Origin of the sequence: Bacillus sp. ISL-39, assembly GCF_018613295.1 — a bacterium.
Taxonomy (GTDB): domain Bacteria; phylum Bacillota; class Bacilli; order Bacillales; family Cytobacillaceae; genus Mesobacillus.
Genome location: NZ_JAGGQM010000029.1, coordinates 1 through 15517, shown reverse-complemented (window position 1 = coordinate 15517; position 15517 = coordinate 1). Strand labels below are relative to the sequence as shown.

Annotated in this window: 15 protein-coding genes; all 15 read left to right on the top strand. The window is 38.0% G+C overall.

The features are described from left to right. Positions 1–9: 9 nt before the first annotated feature. On the top strand, positions 10–1806 hold the full coding sequence (locus J7E37_RS19695) for an ABC transporter substrate-binding protein (protein WP_215026566.1): 1797 nt from the start codon (positions 10–12) through the stop codon (positions 1804–1806). Between the two features lie 69 nt (positions 1807–1875). Further along, complete coding sequence (locus tag J7E37_RS19690; RefSeq protein WP_215026564.1) at positions 1876–2853, top strand: ABC transporter permease; 978 nt, start codon at positions 1876–1878, stop codon at positions 2851–2853. Further along, positions 2846–3703, top strand: a complete 858-nt coding sequence (locus J7E37_RS19685) for an ABC transporter permease (RefSeq protein ID WP_214705843.1) — start codon at positions 2846–2848, stop codon at positions 3701–3703. The genes J7E37_RS19690 and J7E37_RS19685 overlap by 8 nt, the downstream gene beginning before the upstream one ends. 3 nt (positions 3704–3706) lie before the next feature. Beyond that, positions 3707–4675, top strand: a complete 969-nt coding sequence (locus J7E37_RS19680) for an ABC transporter ATP-binding protein (RefSeq protein WP_214738068.1) — start codon at positions 3707–3709, stop codon at positions 4673–4675. Beyond that, positions 4668–5672 carry an ABC transporter ATP-binding protein gene (locus tag J7E37_RS19675; protein WP_215026562.1) on the top strand — a complete coding sequence of 335 codons (1005 nt, stop codon included), beginning with the start codon at positions 4668–4670 and terminating at the stop codon, positions 5670–5672. Before J7E37_RS19680 ends, J7E37_RS19675 begins: the two co-directional genes overlap by 8 nt. Next, positions 5623–6321, top strand: coding sequence for an NAD(P)/FAD-dependent oxidoreductase (locus J7E37_RS19670; RefSeq protein WP_214738072.1), 699 nt, complete (start codon positions 5623–5625; stop codon positions 6319–6321). The genes J7E37_RS19675 and J7E37_RS19670 overlap by 50 nt, the downstream gene beginning before the upstream one ends. A 12-nt stretch (positions 6322–6333) precedes the next feature. Continuing rightward, on the top strand, positions 6334–6672 hold the full coding sequence (locus J7E37_RS19665; RefSeq protein WP_192472109.1) for a metal-sensitive transcriptional regulator: 339 nt from the start codon (positions 6334–6336) through the stop codon (positions 6670–6672). Positions 6673–6701: 29 nt separating this feature from the next. Continuing rightward, a complete protein-coding gene (locus J7E37_RS19660) occupies positions 6702–8066 on the top strand; it encodes an MATE family efflux transporter (RefSeq protein WP_413632720.1) in 1365 nt (454 codons plus the stop codon). A gap of 243 nt (positions 8067–8309) precedes the next feature. Further along, positions 8310–9965, top strand: a complete 1656-nt coding sequence (locus J7E37_RS19655; protein WP_215026560.1) for a peptide ABC transporter substrate-binding protein — start codon at positions 8310–8312, stop codon at positions 9963–9965. Between the two features lie 99 nt (positions 9966–10064). Continuing rightward, positions 10065–10994 (top strand): ABC transporter permease, encoded by a 930-nt coding sequence (locus tag J7E37_RS19650; protein WP_192472111.1) that lies wholly within the window; start codon positions 10065–10067, stop codon positions 10992–10994. Positions 10995–10997: 3 nt separating this feature from the next. Then, positions 10998–11915, top strand: coding sequence for an ABC transporter permease (locus J7E37_RS19645; protein WP_192472140.1), 918 nt, complete (start codon positions 10998–11000; stop codon positions 11913–11915). 29 nt (positions 11916–11944) lie between these two features. Next, complete coding sequence (locus J7E37_RS19640; RefSeq protein ID WP_214738078.1) at positions 11945–12961, top strand: ABC transporter ATP-binding protein; 1017 nt, start codon at positions 11945–11947, stop codon at positions 12959–12961. A 478-nt stretch (positions 12962–13439) separates the two neighbouring features. Further along, a complete protein-coding gene (locus J7E37_RS19635; RefSeq protein WP_214738080.1) occupies positions 13440–13667 on the top strand; it encodes a hypothetical protein in 228 nt (75 codons plus the stop codon). 349 nt (positions 13668–14016) lie between these two features. After that, positions 14017–14649: a DUF4304 domain-containing protein gene (locus J7E37_RS19630; protein WP_214741250.1), complete on the top strand. Its 633-nt coding sequence runs from the start codon at positions 14017–14019 to the stop codon at positions 14647–14649. Between the two features lie 123 nt (positions 14650–14772). Next, positions 14773–15345, top strand: coding sequence for a suppressor of fused domain protein (locus J7E37_RS19625; protein WP_215026558.1), 573 nt, complete (start codon positions 14773–14775; stop codon positions 15343–15345). The last annotated feature ends 172 nt before the right edge of the window (positions 15346–15517 follow it).

The following is a 15517-nucleotide window of genomic DNA, read 5'->3' as shown; positions in this document are numbered from 1 at the left end:
CTGGAAAAAATGAGAAAATTAGTATCACTTATTATAATCGCTCTTTTTGTTATTACTTCTGCAGGAAACGGTTTTGCTAAATCAGAAGCAGAATCCTTAAAAATTGGAATTCTTAGTGATGAAAGCACGTTAAACCCTTATACTTATCAAACCGGTTATCCAGGTCTTGACTTAGTAAGCTTACTGTACGACACACTATTGCAACTTGATAAGGATAACAAACCAGTTCCGTGGCTCGTAAAAGAGTATAAAGTCAGTGATAACGGTTTGGAGTACAGTTTTAAGCTGAACGATAATATTAAATGGCATGATGGAGAAATGCTTACGTCTGATGATGTTAAGTTTACTGTAGATTATTTTATTAAATATCCTAAATCAAGATTCACCAACCCTCTTAAAAACGTTGCCTCATTAACTGTTGAAAATGAAACAGACTTTACAATGATTCTTACAAAATCCGATCCAAACTTCTTGATTCAACCTCTTGCAGATGTACCAATTTTACCAGAGCATATTTGGTCTAAAATCTCAGCGCCAGATAGTGAAACCAATGCAATAGGAAGTGGGCCATACATTTTAAGTGAACATAAAGCTGATCAATATTATAAAATGACCGCTAACAAGGACTATTTTAAAGAAGCTCCGCCTATTCAAGAAATCATATTTCCAATCATCAAAGATACTACAGCACTTTACAATGCATTGAAATCTGGGGAAATTGATGCGATTTCATCAAATATATCTCCGGAGCTTGTTAGCCAATTCGAGTCTAACCCCTCCTTAAAGATTTCACGTGGGGCTGGATTCAGCACCACATTATTCCAGCTGAATTCTGAAAAATATCCTATGACAGAAAAGCCTTTCAGACAGGCAATTGATCTTGCAATAGATAAAAAAAGTTTGGTCGATATCGTGCTTTTAGGATTTGCAGAAGTCGGCAGCCCAGGTTTTATTCATCCATCATCACCTTCATACAATAGTGAAGTAAAAACTTCTTACGATCCCGAAAAAGCAAAGAAAATCCTTGATGATGCTGGTTTCAAGGATACCAATGGAGACGGTTTCAGGGAAGACCAAAAAGGAAATGAAATAAATTTCACAACACTAGTCCACTCTAACAATCCAATTAGAATCCGTGTTGCAGAACTGATTTCTGAAGCTATAAATGAGATAGGCATCAAAAATTCTGTAAAAGCCATGGAAGACACAACCATTATTAGTTTAATGTGGCCTGACTACGATGTTAGCAAGGGAAGAAACTTTGATATGGGAGTATTCGGCTGGTCAAACACGATGCAGCTTTTCCCTGATCGGATAGTCGAGTTGTTTTATTCAGATCCTGCAATTGGTGCTGTAAATATCGGTGGTTATAAAAACAAAGAATTTGATGCTCTGTCGGACCAACTAAGAGCGACATTTGATGAGACGGAACGACAAGAGCTTATTAATGATCTGCAATTAATGGTAGCAGATGAAGCACCAATTATTACTCTCTATTATCAGGAAATCGTCAATGCTTATAACCCTGAAAAATATGATGGTTTTGTTTTCCAAACAGGAAAAGGGATAATCAATAAGTTGTCATTTGTCTCTGGGGAAAGAAGTGAAGATGCTGCTGGGAATAACAGTAATTCCGGTGGGGAAAGTAAATCTTCTGATGAAAAAACGTCTAATGACAGCAATTCAGTAAAAGAAAATAATAACGGGATTTTAATTTTTGGCGTACTTATCGTAATAGCAGCTATAGTTTTCTTCTTATTAAAAAGGAAAAAGAAGACGAACGATAAGGATGATTTTGATTTTTAAGGAATAAAGGATCTATCCCGTAAAAATTTTTACGGGATTTTTTCCTAAACTAGCAGGAGGTGCAGAATAATGGGGAAATTTATGGCAGGCAAGCTTTTGCAATACACAATTGTTATCTTCCTAATGCTGACATTGAACTTTCTTCTGCCTAGGCTTATGCCAGGCAATCCCCTCGTATTTTTGGCAGGTGAGGATGTTGGATTAATGTCCAGCGCTGAGAAACAAGCAATCTTGGAAAAGCATGGACTTAATGATTCCATATTTGAACAATACGTAACTTATATAAAAAATATTCTGACAGGAGAATTCGGTTTCTCCTATCAGCAAAAAAGACCGATTTCAGAGATTATTATGGAGCGCTTACCTTGGACAATGCTTCTAACAGGGCTCGGTCTTGTCCTCTCAACCATTCTAGGAGTAATGTTTGGAGCCATTTCAGCCTGGCGCAGAGGGACTAAAACTGATGCGAATTTATTGACAGTTTTTATGTTTCTAAGTGCAATGCCTTCCTTCTGGGTCGGTATGATTTTAGTTTCTATTTTTTCAGCTCAATTAGGATGGCTCCCTGTTTTCGGAGCTGAAAGTGCCTGGTCGAACTATTCGGGTATGGATAGATTCATTGATATTAGTAAACACCTTATATTACCATTAACAACTCTTATATTAATCTCAGTAACAAGCACCTTCATGATTATGAGATATTCGATGCTAAATGTTCTTGGGGAAGACTATATTATGATGGCCAAAGCAAAGGGCGTAAAAGAAAAAGTTATTAAGTATAAGCATGCCATGAGAAACGCTTTGCTTCCGGTGGCTACTGTATTTATGCTTAGTTTAGGGTTTACCTTGGGCGGGGCAACTGTAATAGAAACGGTCTTTGCATACCCGGGTGTAGGACGATTAATGTTTGAATCGGTCCTAAGCAGAGATTACCCACTGATTCAGGCGACATTCCTGATTATTACCTTCAGTGTTGTCATTGCCAATTTCTTGGCGGATTTACTATACCCTTTACTTGATCCGAAGGTGGGAAGCCGAAATGGGTAATAAAAAATGGAGAAAGTATTGGCATGTACTTACATCTAATAATATCGGTATAGTCGGATTAGGACTTTTGATTATATTTTTGGCGATAGCTGTTTTCGCTCCTTTACTTGCACCATTTGACCCGACTGAACGTGTGGGAACACCATTTACGAAACCTAACAGTCAATTTCTCCTGGGTACCAATGACGTAGGACAGGATATTTTAAGTGAATTGCTGTATGGGACTAGAATTTCATTATTAATTGGTGTCCTTGCTGCCTTTATTTCGATTCTTCTTGGATGCCTTATCGGTGTAATATCAGGGTATTACGGCGGAAAAGTAGATGCTCTTTTAATGAGATTAGTAGACCTTGTTCTTGTTATCCCATTTTTGCCTCTTATGATCTTATTGGCAGCCTTTATTGGTCCAAGTTTTTGGAATATCATTTTGGTTATAAGCTTAATTTCTTGGGCGAGTCCAGCAAGGGTTATAAGATCACAGGTATTAACGCTAAAAACAAAAGGGTATGTCGAAGCCGCCAAATCAATCGGCACAAATATTAAGGTCATATTAGGCCGGCATATTTTGCCGGGTGTTATCCCGATTGCACTTTCCCAATTTGTATTAGCAGCTAGTCATTCTATATTAATTGAAGCCTCTTTAAGCTTTTTGGGTCTAGGAGACCCTTTTACTAAGAGTTGGGGAACGATTTTATATTATGCCCAGGCAAGGGGAGCATTTTTAACGGATGCATGGGTCTGGTGGATACTTCCTCCTGGCTTACTCATCACCACACTGGTAATAGGATTTGCTTTTACTGGCTATTCATTGGAAGAAGTTATGAATCCGCGACTGAGAAGGGGGCGTTAGCATATGACTGCTGTATTAACTGTAGAGAACCTCTCGACTTTCTTTAAAACCGAAAAGGGAATTGCCCGTGCTGTAGAAAACGTTTCATTCTCTGTTGAAGAGGGAGAAATGCTTGGACTGATTGGAGAGTCGGGATGCGGGAAAACGACCGTTGCCCAATCGATTCTAAGATTAATAGAGTTTCCCGGAAAAGTGGTGGCTGGAAGTGTTCATTTAAATGGCAGGGATTTGCTTAAAGCCTCCGATTCTGAACTAGATTCTTTAAGATGGAAGGATCTTTCTGTCATACCACAAAGTGCGATGAATGCACTAAATCCCGTTTATACAATAGGCGATCAAATTATGGAAGCCATTTTGCTCCATGAAAGAGTAAGCAAAAGAGAAGCACTGGCACGGACGAAGACCCTACTTGAGCTTGTCGGTATCGATGGTGACCGATGGAAAAGCTATCCCCACGAATTCAGCGGAGGGATGAAGCAGCGCGTTGCCATTGCCATGTCTCTTGCTTGTTCTCCCAAACTGGTAATTTCCGACGAATCAACGACAGGACTAGATGTATTAACCCAGGCACAGGTGATAGCATTAATTAAAAACCTTCAGAGAAAGATGGATTTATCAGTAATCCTAATTTCACATGATTTGCCGATGGTTACTGCTATTTGCGACAAAATTGCAATCATGTATGCAGGGAAAATTGTTGAGCTTGCATCAACAGAGGATATATTGAATGATACAAGACATCCTTATTCAAAGGCTTTATTACAAGCGACTCCTGACCTGTCCGATCCTGATCGGGAAGTGATTTCGATACCAGGCAGTGTCCCTAATCTAGTAAACATCCCACAATGTTGCAGGTTTCATACGCGATGTGCGTTTGCCTTTGACCGCTGCAGAAAAGAAACACCTGAGTTCAGGGAAGTAAAAAATGGCCACTTTTCCGCATGCTTTCTTGAGGAGGAGGAAAATGGATAATTCAATTTTACTGAAAGTAAGAGATTTGAAGAAAACGTTTGTGAAGAAAACTGGATCGATTTTAAACCGGAAATTGCAAAATGTTTACGCCGTCCATAACGTTAGCTTTGAGATTAAAAAAGGGGAAATTCTAGGGATCATCGGGGAAAGCGGCTGTGGAAAAACTACAACAGCGCGAATGGTGATGCGCCTGATGAAGGAAACCAGCGGGGAAATCCTTTTTGAAGGAAGAGATTTATGTAAATTAACTGATTCAGAGACAAACAAGCTGAGAAGCAAAATGCAAATGATTTTTCAGGATCCATATGATACTCTCAATCCTGGTATGACAATAATGGACATTTTAATGGAACCAATCAATGCCCACGAAAAACACCTGCCATATGATGAGAAAGTCCGAAGGGTCAAAGAGGCGATTGAATCAATTGAGCTGAGGCCGGCTGAAGACTATATGGAGAGGTTTCCACATCAGCTTAGTGGCGGGCAGAGGCAAAGGATTGCTATAGCAAGAGCTGTGATTCTGGAACCACTGTTTATTGCAGCTGATGAACCTACTTCTATGCTTGATGTTTCTGTCCGAGCAGGTATTTTAAACCTCCTTCTCGAACTTAAGAAGAAAATGGGCTTGACCATGATGCTGATTACACATGACCTATCGACAGCAAGTTATATGTGTGACCGCATTGCTGTCATGTACCAGGGTAAAATCATCGAGGTCGGGCCCACCAAGAAAATCATCCAGTCGCCTTCACATCCTTACACAAAGGCACTAGTTTCGGTAGTGAAAGATCTAAATTACTTTATCCAAAATCGAGAAAAGTTAATTCTAGATGGTGAAGTGGATGCAACCGAAGAGACAGCAGGATGCCCATTTGTAAAAAGATGTCCATACCAGGAGGATATTTGTAACAGTAAAATGCCTAAACAAGAATCTCTAGGCACAGGCCATGCAGTATCTTGTCACTGCCATAGTAATTTACTTGAAAAAACTTCTTAGGAAAGGGAGTTTTAAATTGAACAACGAAAAGAAAATAAAAGTCGCTGTTAATGGTGGCATTGATTTCGGGTCCAAACTGACTGCTAATCAGCTTCGAATACTTGCAAAATATATGGAGGAAGGCCAGGAGCTAGAGCTTACAACCTTCCAGCAGCTTTATATTGATATTCCTGACAGTAAAAAGGATGAAATTATTACGGATTTTGAGTCGGTCGGGTTACACTGCTACCCAGTCGGCAATTTTGTAAAGAGCCTTAGAACCTGCAACTTTTGTAAAGGTGCAGAGGAAGAGGGAATGCCTGTCGCAATCGAACTTAATAAGAGAATTGCCGGAAAACCTGTTCCGTTTACCCTAAAACCAGCATACACCGGCTGTCCTGTTGGCTGTGGAGAGCCTTTGGTTAATGATATTGGAGTTATGAAAATAAATGGGAATCAATATAATCTTTATATTGGCGGAAAAACAAAAGGAGAGGATGCCGAGGCAGGAAGCTTATTTAAGGAAAATCTAAATCCTGAAGAACTTTATACTACAGTCGAAGAAATTATTAGGGTATATGGGGAAAAAGGAAAGAAACGAGAGCCTTTCCATAAATTTTTAAAGAGATTCGGAAAGGAAGAGCTAATTGAAAATATAAGTCAGGTATAAGGGGGAATGGGCATGGGTGTAGAGGCGGCTAATGAACAAGTATTGCCACCCACTGGTTGCTCTACAAATCATAGAAAGAGCCATCATTCAGAAAAAATAAAAAAGAACCTTGATTCAAGGCTAAATCGGATTGAAGGACAAATTCGCGGGGTTAAAAGATTAATTGAAAATGATACCTACTGTGACGATGTGATAACTCAATTATCCGCCATCCAATCTGCTTTAAACAGCGTTGCAAGTCTTCTTCTTGAAGGACATTTAAAAAGCTGCGTCCTAGAAAGGATAAATGAAGGAGATACTGAAGTCATTGATGAGGTCCTAGTTACCTTCCAGAGATTGCTGAAAAAGTAAGAGAGAAAGAAAACCGGGAGGGATTTTCGGTGGCTCAACAAGAGACGGCGGGTATACAAAGTACGAAACAAAAGGTTAGCACCATCTTAGCTTTAGCTATTCCAGCTATGGTTGAGAATACCTTACAAATGGTGGTAGGTTTTGTGGATACCCTGTTTGTTGCCAGACTTGGTTTAAACGAAGTGACAGCTGTTGGGATAGCGAATGCAGTTTTAGCCGTTTATATTGCTATTTTTATGGCAATAGGGGTGGGAACTTCTTCGCTAATTGCCAGGAGCATCGGATCAGGAGACATCGAAAAAGCAAAATCGATTGCCAGGCAATCCACTTTTATTTCTATTTTGGCGGGAATGATCTTCGGTATCATTTCCGTCTTTTTTAGTGAGCCGTTGCTTAAAATGATGGGCGCAGAATCAGATGTTTTAAGAGATGGGTCCATATATTTACAGATTGTTGGAATTCCATCTGTCTTTATTTCATTGATGTTCAATTTTGGTAGCATATTAAGGGCTGCTGGGGATACTAAAACACCTATGAAAGTAAGCTGGTGGATTAACTTAATTCATATTGGTCTAGATTATGTCCTGATTTTTGGCATATTTAAGTTGGATGGATTTGGTCTAGCTGGAGCCGCGTGGGCCACTGTCATTGTAAGGCTTTTGGGGTCAGCTGCGTTGTATCATCATATAAAAAAATCTCCGGTTTCTTTTTCTTTCTTTGGCGAATCTTCCAAAGGAGATTTATTTGCTATCTTAACATTATCTGCACCTGCAGCAATTGAGAGACTAATTATGCGTCTTGGCCAGGTGGTTTATTTTGGCCTGATCGTGAAAATAGGGGCAGAAACGTATGCTGCCCACACAATTGCAGGGAATATTGAAACATTTTCATATATGCCGGGTTACGGTCTTGCAATAGCAGCCACTACCCTTGTTGGCCAAAGGATCGGTGCTAAACAGTATAGGGAGGCATATGAATTTGGTTTTTTAACTACGGGGTTAGCAATTGGATTTATGTCATTAATTGGCTTGGTGTTGTTCTTTTTATCTCCATGGTTTGCTTCCTGGTTTACTACAGACCTACATGCTAGAAGCATGGTTGTAACCGCGCTAAAAATTGATGCTTTTGCACAGCCTGCATTGGCAGTGGGTTTAGTTTTAGCAGGTGCACTTCAGGGGGCCGGCGACACAAAAAGTCCGATGTACAGCACCGCACTTGGCATGTGGGTGATTAGGATAATCGGAGTTTATATTTTTGGAATACATTTCGGCATGGGGATAGCGGGAATATGGATTTCAATCGCGATTGATTTATATACAAGGGGAGCTTTTTTGTTTTATCAATTTAAAAAACACTTTAAAAAAATAGAAGAAAAAAACTTAGGGATTAACTGAATCAATTTTTATAAGCTTATTTATCGCTGTATGTATTAACCTACAATTCTAATTTTAAAAATTCTATTTATATTTTCTTGACCATCCTTTAATGGTTATTAAAAGTTATTTTAATGATGCACCCACATATACTATAGAGGGGTAATGTATATTGAGAACAGTAGGAGGTTTTGCTTATAGATATCAAGAGGTTTACTTGGATTGATGAAGTTTCGGGTCTAGAACATAATAGGGGGAAACACAATGCTTAATTATGGGAAACGCTTATCATTTTTCAGCTTACTTTGTGTACTGATATTAGTATTTAGTGCCTGTAATAATAGTCAAGTTAATACTCCTGCAAATAAAGAAAAGAATGAAGAAAAAACAAGCAGTTCTAATAAAGAGCAAGTTATCACAGTCAATGCGTTAAGTGAACCGCCTAGTCTTGAACCAGCACTGATTGATAACCAGACTGCAGGGGATATTTCAAATCAATTATTCGAGGGTTTGGTCCGATTGGACAAAGAAGGAAACATAGTTCCTGGTGTCGCAGAAAAGTGGGACATTTCTGATGATGGAACTGTTTATACTTTCTATTTTAATAAGAATGCTAAATGGTCAAATGGTGACCCTGTGACTGCTAAGGATTTTGTCTATTCGTGGGAGAAGGTTTTACGTCCAGAAGTAGCTTCACCTCTTGGCAGTAACTTGTTCTTTATTAAAAATGGAGCAGCATACAATGAAGGTTCATTAAAGGATCCGGCACAGCTGGGAGTTAAGGCTATTGATGAGTATACACTGGAGGTTACTTTAGAAAAACCTACTTCCTTTTTCTTAGGTTTAACTGCTTTCTTTACATTATTACCGATCCATGAAAAAACGGATAAGGCAAATCCAGAGTGGGCTTCTGAAGCTGAAACCTTTGTTTCTAACGGACCTTTTAAAATTGAGAGTTGGAAACACGGCCAAGAATTAATTATGGTTCCAAATGAAAATTATTGGGGCAATGATGTAATTAAGCTTGAAAAGTTAAAGTGGGTAATGGTGAATGAACAAAATACTGAATATGCTATGTACCAATCGAACGAGCTCGATTTTTCTGCCAATATCCCAAATTCAATAAGAAGTAAATTAATCGCTTCAGGTGAAGCAAAAACAGCGCCAAGCGCAAGTTTAGCTTATATAAGATTTAATCATGAGGATCGAATTTTTAAAAATGAAAAAATCCGTAAAGCATTAGGTCTTGCCCTTGATAGAAAACTTTTGGTCGAAAAAGTGACACAGGGAGGAGAAGTTCCCGCTCTTGGTTTAATACCATTAGGATTGAGTAGTGGTGCAGGAGAATTCAGGGAATTAGCTGGAGACTCCTTGTTTAAGGATAATGATTTAGACACAGCAAAACAACTTCTGAAAGAAGGACTCGAAGAACTGGGACTTTCTACATTGCCAAAAATTAATCTGCTTTTTTATACAGACGATACTTACAATAAACTTTCTCAAGCAATGCAGGAAATGTGGAAGAAAAACTTAGGAATTGATACAGAGCTCCAAACGATGGAACGTAAGGTATTTGTTCAAAATGTTCAAGCCGGTGAGTACCAATTAGCTTTGTACAGTACTGGCGCAGACTATGATGATGCAAGCAATTTAATGGGACAATTCATGAGTGGGGATGTCTATAACTATAGCAACATTTCTATTCCTGATTACGATCAATTAATGGAAAAAGCAGAAGCGGAATTGAACCTGGAGAAGCGAGCGGGGTATTTGGTCGAAGCAGAAAAGGTTCTAATAGACCAAATGGCAATTTCCCCACTTTATTACCGTACAAAAGTTTACTTGCAAAAGGACTATATCGAAGGAGTCTATCAGTATACAATTCAGGCAATTGATTTCCGGGAGGCAAGTGTTAAGTAGTAAAAATGGTGGCACGCTAAGCGGCTAGAATGCTGAAAGAGTGTACAATGAGTACACTTTTTCAGTTGTTTTTTCCTAAAATCATAAAGGAGGGGGAATATGCGGCAATTTATTACCAGGAGAATTATTAGTGTTATCTTAACTTTATTTGTCATTATTTCGCTTACCTTTTTATTGATGTACGCGATACCCGGAGATCCTTTTACAAGTGAAAATCGTATTCCAGAGCAGGTAGTTGAAAATTTAAAAGAGCATTATGGACTTAATGATCCCTTGTTTATTCAATATTTTAAATATCTAAAGGGAGCATTATTGATGGACTTTGGTCCTTCAATCAAATGGGATAACCAGACAGTTAACCAATTAATTGCTAACGGATTTCCTGTTTCGGCCATGATAGGTATTCAAGCCATTCTCATAGCTGCATTCTTTGGAATCGTTTTAGGTATTCTCGCAGCTTTTCGTCACAATAGTGCAATTGACTATTTTTCGATGATTATTGCCATACTTGGCCTTTCCGTCCCCAGCTTCATTTTTGCTACAATATTAATCAATTTTTTTGCTATAAAGCTGCAATGGTTCCCTGTCGCAACATGGGGTACATGGAAACACTCCGTTTTGCCAAGCATTGCTCTTGCGGTGACACCGATGGCCTATATTGCACGACTCACTAGATCAAGTATTTTAGAAGTACTTTCGATGGATTATATTCAAACTGCCATAGCTAAAGGAGTGACTGGTTTCAGATTAATTTTTAGACATGTACTTCGTAATGCAATGATTCCAGTTGTAACAATACTTGGTCCCATTACAGCTACAGTATTGACTGGAAGCTTTGTCATAGAACAAATCTTCGGTATTCCAGGCTTGGGGAAATATTTTGTTGAGGGCATAACTGATAGAGATTATCCATTAATTTTGGGAACGACTGTTTTTTATAGTGCTATATTAATATTCTTTATTATATTAGTCGACCTTGCATACGTCCTGATCGATCCAAGAATAAAACTGATCAAAAGGAGGGGATAGACAATGCAGCAAGTGCCAGACGATCTTTTTGTTCTAAAGAAAAAAAACAAAGAAGAAAAGGCCGATAGTAAACCTAGTGAATCATTTTGGATAGATGCAATAAGCATTCTGAGACAAAACAAGCTTGCTATGACTGGACTTGCCATTAATATTGGTTTGATTGTAATGGCAATTATAGGTCCAATGCTGGTTCCCTATTCGTATTCAGACCAAAATCTGCTAAATTCCAATCTCCCTCCATCATTTGACTATTGGTTTGGAACGGATGATTTAGGTAGAGATTTATTTTCCAGGACCTGGGTAGGAGCAAGGATTTCCCTTTTTATTGGTATAACAGCAGTAGTTTTGGATTTAATAATCGGAATTATATGGGGAGGAATCGCAGCGTATAAAGGCGGAAAAACTGATGAAGTGATGATGAGAATCGTAGATATACTTTATGGACTGCCTCATTTGCTGGTGACAATTTTATTGATGGTCGTATTAAAGCCTGGATTACTCACTATTATAATTGCCATGGCTGCAACGGGATGGATTGGAATGGCGCGTCTAGTTCGCGGTGAAATACTGAGATTGAAGGAATCTGAATTTGTATTGGCATCCCAAGTATTAGGAGGGAGTTTTTTTCGGGTCTTGTTTAAGCACCTTATTCCAAATGCTATGGGCCCTATAATAGTGAGCATGACATTATCTGTTCCTGGTGCAATTTTTGCGGAAGCCACTTTAAGCTTTCTTGGACTAGGTGTTCCTGTACCCCTTGCGAGCTGGGGAACGATGACATCAGAAGGTCTCGTCACTTTATTAACAGGTGAAATATGGAGGTTGTTTTTTCCCGCATTATTTATTTCTTTAACGATGTTTTCATTTAATGTATTGGGTGATGGTCTGAGGGATGCACTGGATCCGAAATTCAGAAAATAACTCTTTTACTCAATGAAAGGGTGATAAATGTGAAAAAATTACTAGAAGTTAATGACCTGCAAGTTCATTTTCATTCAAAAAAACAGAATATCTACGCTGTCCGTGGGGTTTCCTTTCATGTGAACAAGGGGGAAGTCCTCGCAATTGTCGGAGAATCTGGATCGGGTAAATCAGTTACTGCAAAAAGTATTATGAAACTTCTTCCTGAGAAAACATGTTCCATCCCATCAGGGTCCATTTTATTTAATGGGGAAGAAATCACAACAATGAAGAAAAAACAACTTTCCAAAATCCGGGGGGCAAAGATCGGTATGGTATTCCAGGATCCCATGACTTCCTTAAACCCGACAATGAAGGTGGGTGACCAAATTGCTGAGGGGCTAATCGTTCATAAAGGCTATAGTAAAAAGTTAGCTCATGAAAAGGCAATTGAAATCATTAGTCTAGTTGGAATCCCGGATCCTATATATTGTTGTACAACCTATCCTCATCAACTAAGTGGAGGAATGAGGCAGCGAGTTGCCATTGCAATGGCTTTGATTTGCGAACCTGATCTGTTAATTGCTGACGAGCCAACAACAGCTCTTGACGTAACCATCCAAGCACAGATTTTGGATTTATTAAAAGACCTGCAGGAGAAAATGGGTATGGCGATCATTCTTATTACGCATGATTTAGGTGTGGTTGCAAGGTTTTCAGATAGAGTGAATATAATGTATGCCGGTAAAATAGTCGAAAGTGGAACGAAAAACGAAATTTTTTATAATCCAAAACACCCCTATACGATTGGATTGCTAGAATCAGTTCCTCATCTTGATTTAGAAAAAAACCAACAATTAACCGTGATTGAAGGGACACCACCAGACTTGCATGACCCTCCAAAAGGTTGCGCTTTTACTTCGCGATGTCCGTTTGCAATGGAGGTATGTGATTTGTATCAACCAAATAAAACCATCCTATCAAGTACACATCATTCTGTATGTTGGTTGATGGACCAAAGAGCGATAAAAGCAAATGACATTCAATATATCGATTTTCATCAGTGAGTTTATCTAAAGATTTTTTTCTCTGTTTTCTTATCTAAGAAAAGTTGATTGATAGTATTGAAATAGTTTTTTTACAGAGGTATAAATCCTTTTATTTTTTGTAAGCATTGTTCCCCCCTCAATTAAAATATCGTGGTTGATACCTGTCGTAGTAGGCGTGCTATTGAATCCAATTCTTGCTGGAGCAGGAATAGCACTCATTTCATTATTTGTTGTCGGGATATCTCTTCTTAGAAGATGGAAACCTACTTAGGTAAGATTGGCCTATTACGGTTGGTGGGACTAAGGCTGAATGTCGAAGATCCTGGTAATATTCATCTTACCTACTTGCAACTCCTTAATAAAAGAATATCGCTACACCAAGGCAAATCTGGCCTACATTCCACAAGGAGGTTACAAAAACTCCATTTTTTCTCCATTTTTTCTACATAAATAAGCATTAATATCAAAGTAGATAGAAAATGAGAGGGTTGATGATATGTTTATAAAACTGGAGAAAAGTGGCGAAATGGTTTTTGGGCTGTTAGCAGGGGAAATGTTCCTGGACGGTGAATGCGGGAGCTGGAGTGAGGGAACTGGAGTCTTTTTATGGGAGCCATTTGGGAAAGATGCGGCAATCGTTGTGTTTGAGAATAATGGTTCCTATAAATGCTATAAAATACTAGAACAAGTAGACTTCAAGGAAATTATCTTGGCAGAAAAGTAAGCGATGAAGGCGAGACTGTTTTTTAATACAGTTTTTTAATAAAGGGTTCCGTTTTTCGGGTGCTTTTTTAATAAATGACACAAGAATTGACGTATGAATTGGCATACGTCTTTTTCTTTATTTATCAAGGTTTCTGCGGAATTTCTTTAACTTTGACATAGCAATTGCCATCATTATTATGATGGCAAAAAGTGTTGTACAATTAAAAAAGAGAGTCAAAACCTCTGTCAATTTCATTTAAGTTTTGAGTATCAATATTATTGATCCTTCTTCAACTAACGGGGCAGTATAGCTTAATAGTAGTGATTATATAATAGGTTAAAATAACCATTTAAGGGGTGGGCATGTAATGATAGGATCCCCAGAAATAAATAAAACAATTAGAAGAATCTTATCACCTTCATTGAGAGAAGCAGGATTTAATAAAGTGAATTCAAGACAAAACTGGGCTTGGATTGACCACTGCATCTGGGTATTAGAAATAAGAGCCGTGGGTAATTATTTTTCCGATGTAACGGGATGGCCGCCAATGTCTATTAACGTTGATTTAGGTATTTACTACGACTTTATTCCCTCAAGAAACTGTGAAATAAAAATAGGTACTCAGGGTGAACTCTTGCCGAAACCATTTCAATGTCATTTGGAGAATCAATTAAACTGTCAAATTGATCAAGCAAGATACAAGAATCATTTAGATAATCCTGCCGAAAAAGAGAGAGAGGATATTTGGTGGGTTGAACCTGATGGAAGTAATATAGAGGAAGTCATAACAGATATAAAAAACTCTTTTTCAAGAGATGGGTTGGAATGGTTTAGAACATATACGAATTTAAAGGTAGCTTTTAATGAAATTGAAAATCAGCATAATTCATTGAATAAGTTTTATAAAGCAAAGTATTTTGCCGAATATCTAAAAGACAGTGAAAAGATAATTAAGTACACCCAATTATTTGATATGGAGCAAAAAAGAATTAATATGTAAATCATCTAAGGGTTGCATGAATCCGAATAGTACAATTATTTCTTATTGTACTAAAGATAGAGTAATGTTTAATAAGAGACTAGAATATGTATTGATAAATTTGGAAAGAAATGAGGGCTTGGGTTGAGTATTTCAGTAGAAAATAAAATTATTGCAAAAACGGCCCTTAAAGCATTTGGAGAAAATCCAAGCGTTTATAAATATTGGGATGATAATCATTCAAGCTCTATTGATATTCTCTCTGTAAAGTCTAGAGAGTTAACCGATGTAGTTTTAAGATCCACTATTGGTCTATCAGATTATTCAATTGGATATGAAGAAGGGTTTTTACCAGTGAGAATTGAAATTGTGGGGGCAAGTAACTTTGATTGTTTCCCCAATGTATTAGCTACTTGCGCTTTCAACATTATTAACTCAAAATTCCAGTGTTCCCTTGGTAGTATTTTTAAAGATGTTATTAATATGTACTTACCAAACAGCCCAATGAACCATATTTTATTCGTAACTCCTTTTCTTTGGGGAGAGGAATTAAAAACATTAGATTTTAAAAGTAAAAAAGTGGTTTGGTTGATGGCTATTCCTATATCTAACGCTGAAAAAAATTATGCTGATGAGCAGGGAGTAGAAGCATTGGAAGAACTTTTTGAACAAGTACCTATAAATGTTTTTGACTTGGAAAGGCAATCGATCTTGTGAAATTTTTAATGTCGTTGGGTTAATAGGTATAATTGTGCTGCCAAACACGGCAGTAATCTCTTATTGGACTAAAGATGCAGTTTAGTTCAATAAGAGTTGATTGTTTTCCCCGAATGCAATACGTTAATTATGAGGTGGAAATAGTGGATTTTAACGAGTTTTTATTGATTTT

Coding starts and splice junctions, on each gene's coding strand:
- J7E37_RS19695 (WP_215026566.1), top strand. CDS start 10: ATGAGAAAATTAGTATCACTTATTATAATCGCTCTTTTTGTTATTACT.
- J7E37_RS19690 (WP_215026564.1), top strand. CDS start 1,876: ATGGGGAAATTTATGGCAGGCAAGCTTTTGCAATACACAATTGTTATC.
- J7E37_RS19685 (WP_214705843.1), top strand. CDS start 2,846: ATGGGTAATAAAAAATGGAGAAAGTATTGGCATGTACTTACATCTAAT.
- J7E37_RS19680 (WP_214738068.1), top strand. CDS start 3,707: ATGACTGCTGTATTAACTGTAGAGAACCTCTCGACTTTCTTTAAAACC.
- J7E37_RS19675 (WP_215026562.1), top strand. CDS start 4,668: ATGGATAATTCAATTTTACTGAAAGTAAGAGATTTGAAGAAAACGTTT.
- J7E37_RS19670 (WP_214738072.1), top strand. CDS start 5,623: ATGCAGTATCTTGTCACTGCCATAGTAATTTACTTGAAAAAACTTCTT.
- J7E37_RS19665 (WP_192472109.1), top strand. CDS start 6,334: ATGGGTGTAGAGGCGGCTAATGAACAAGTATTGCCACCCACTGGTTGC.
- J7E37_RS19655 (WP_215026560.1), top strand. CDS start 8,310: ATGCTTAATTATGGGAAACGCTTATCATTTTTCAGCTTACTTTGTGTA.
- J7E37_RS19650 (WP_192472111.1), top strand. CDS start 10,065: ATGCGGCAATTTATTACCAGGAGAATTATTAGTGTTATCTTAACTTTA.
- J7E37_RS19645 (WP_192472140.1), top strand. CDS start 10,998: ATGCAGCAAGTGCCAGACGATCTTTTTGTTCTAAAGAAAAAAAACAAA.
- J7E37_RS19635 (WP_214738080.1), top strand. CDS start 13,440: ATGTTTATAAAACTGGAGAAAAGTGGCGAAATGGTTTTTGGGCTGTTA.
- J7E37_RS19630 (WP_214741250.1), top strand. CDS start 14,017: ATGATAGGATCCCCAGAAATAAATAAAACAATTAGAAGAATCTTATCA.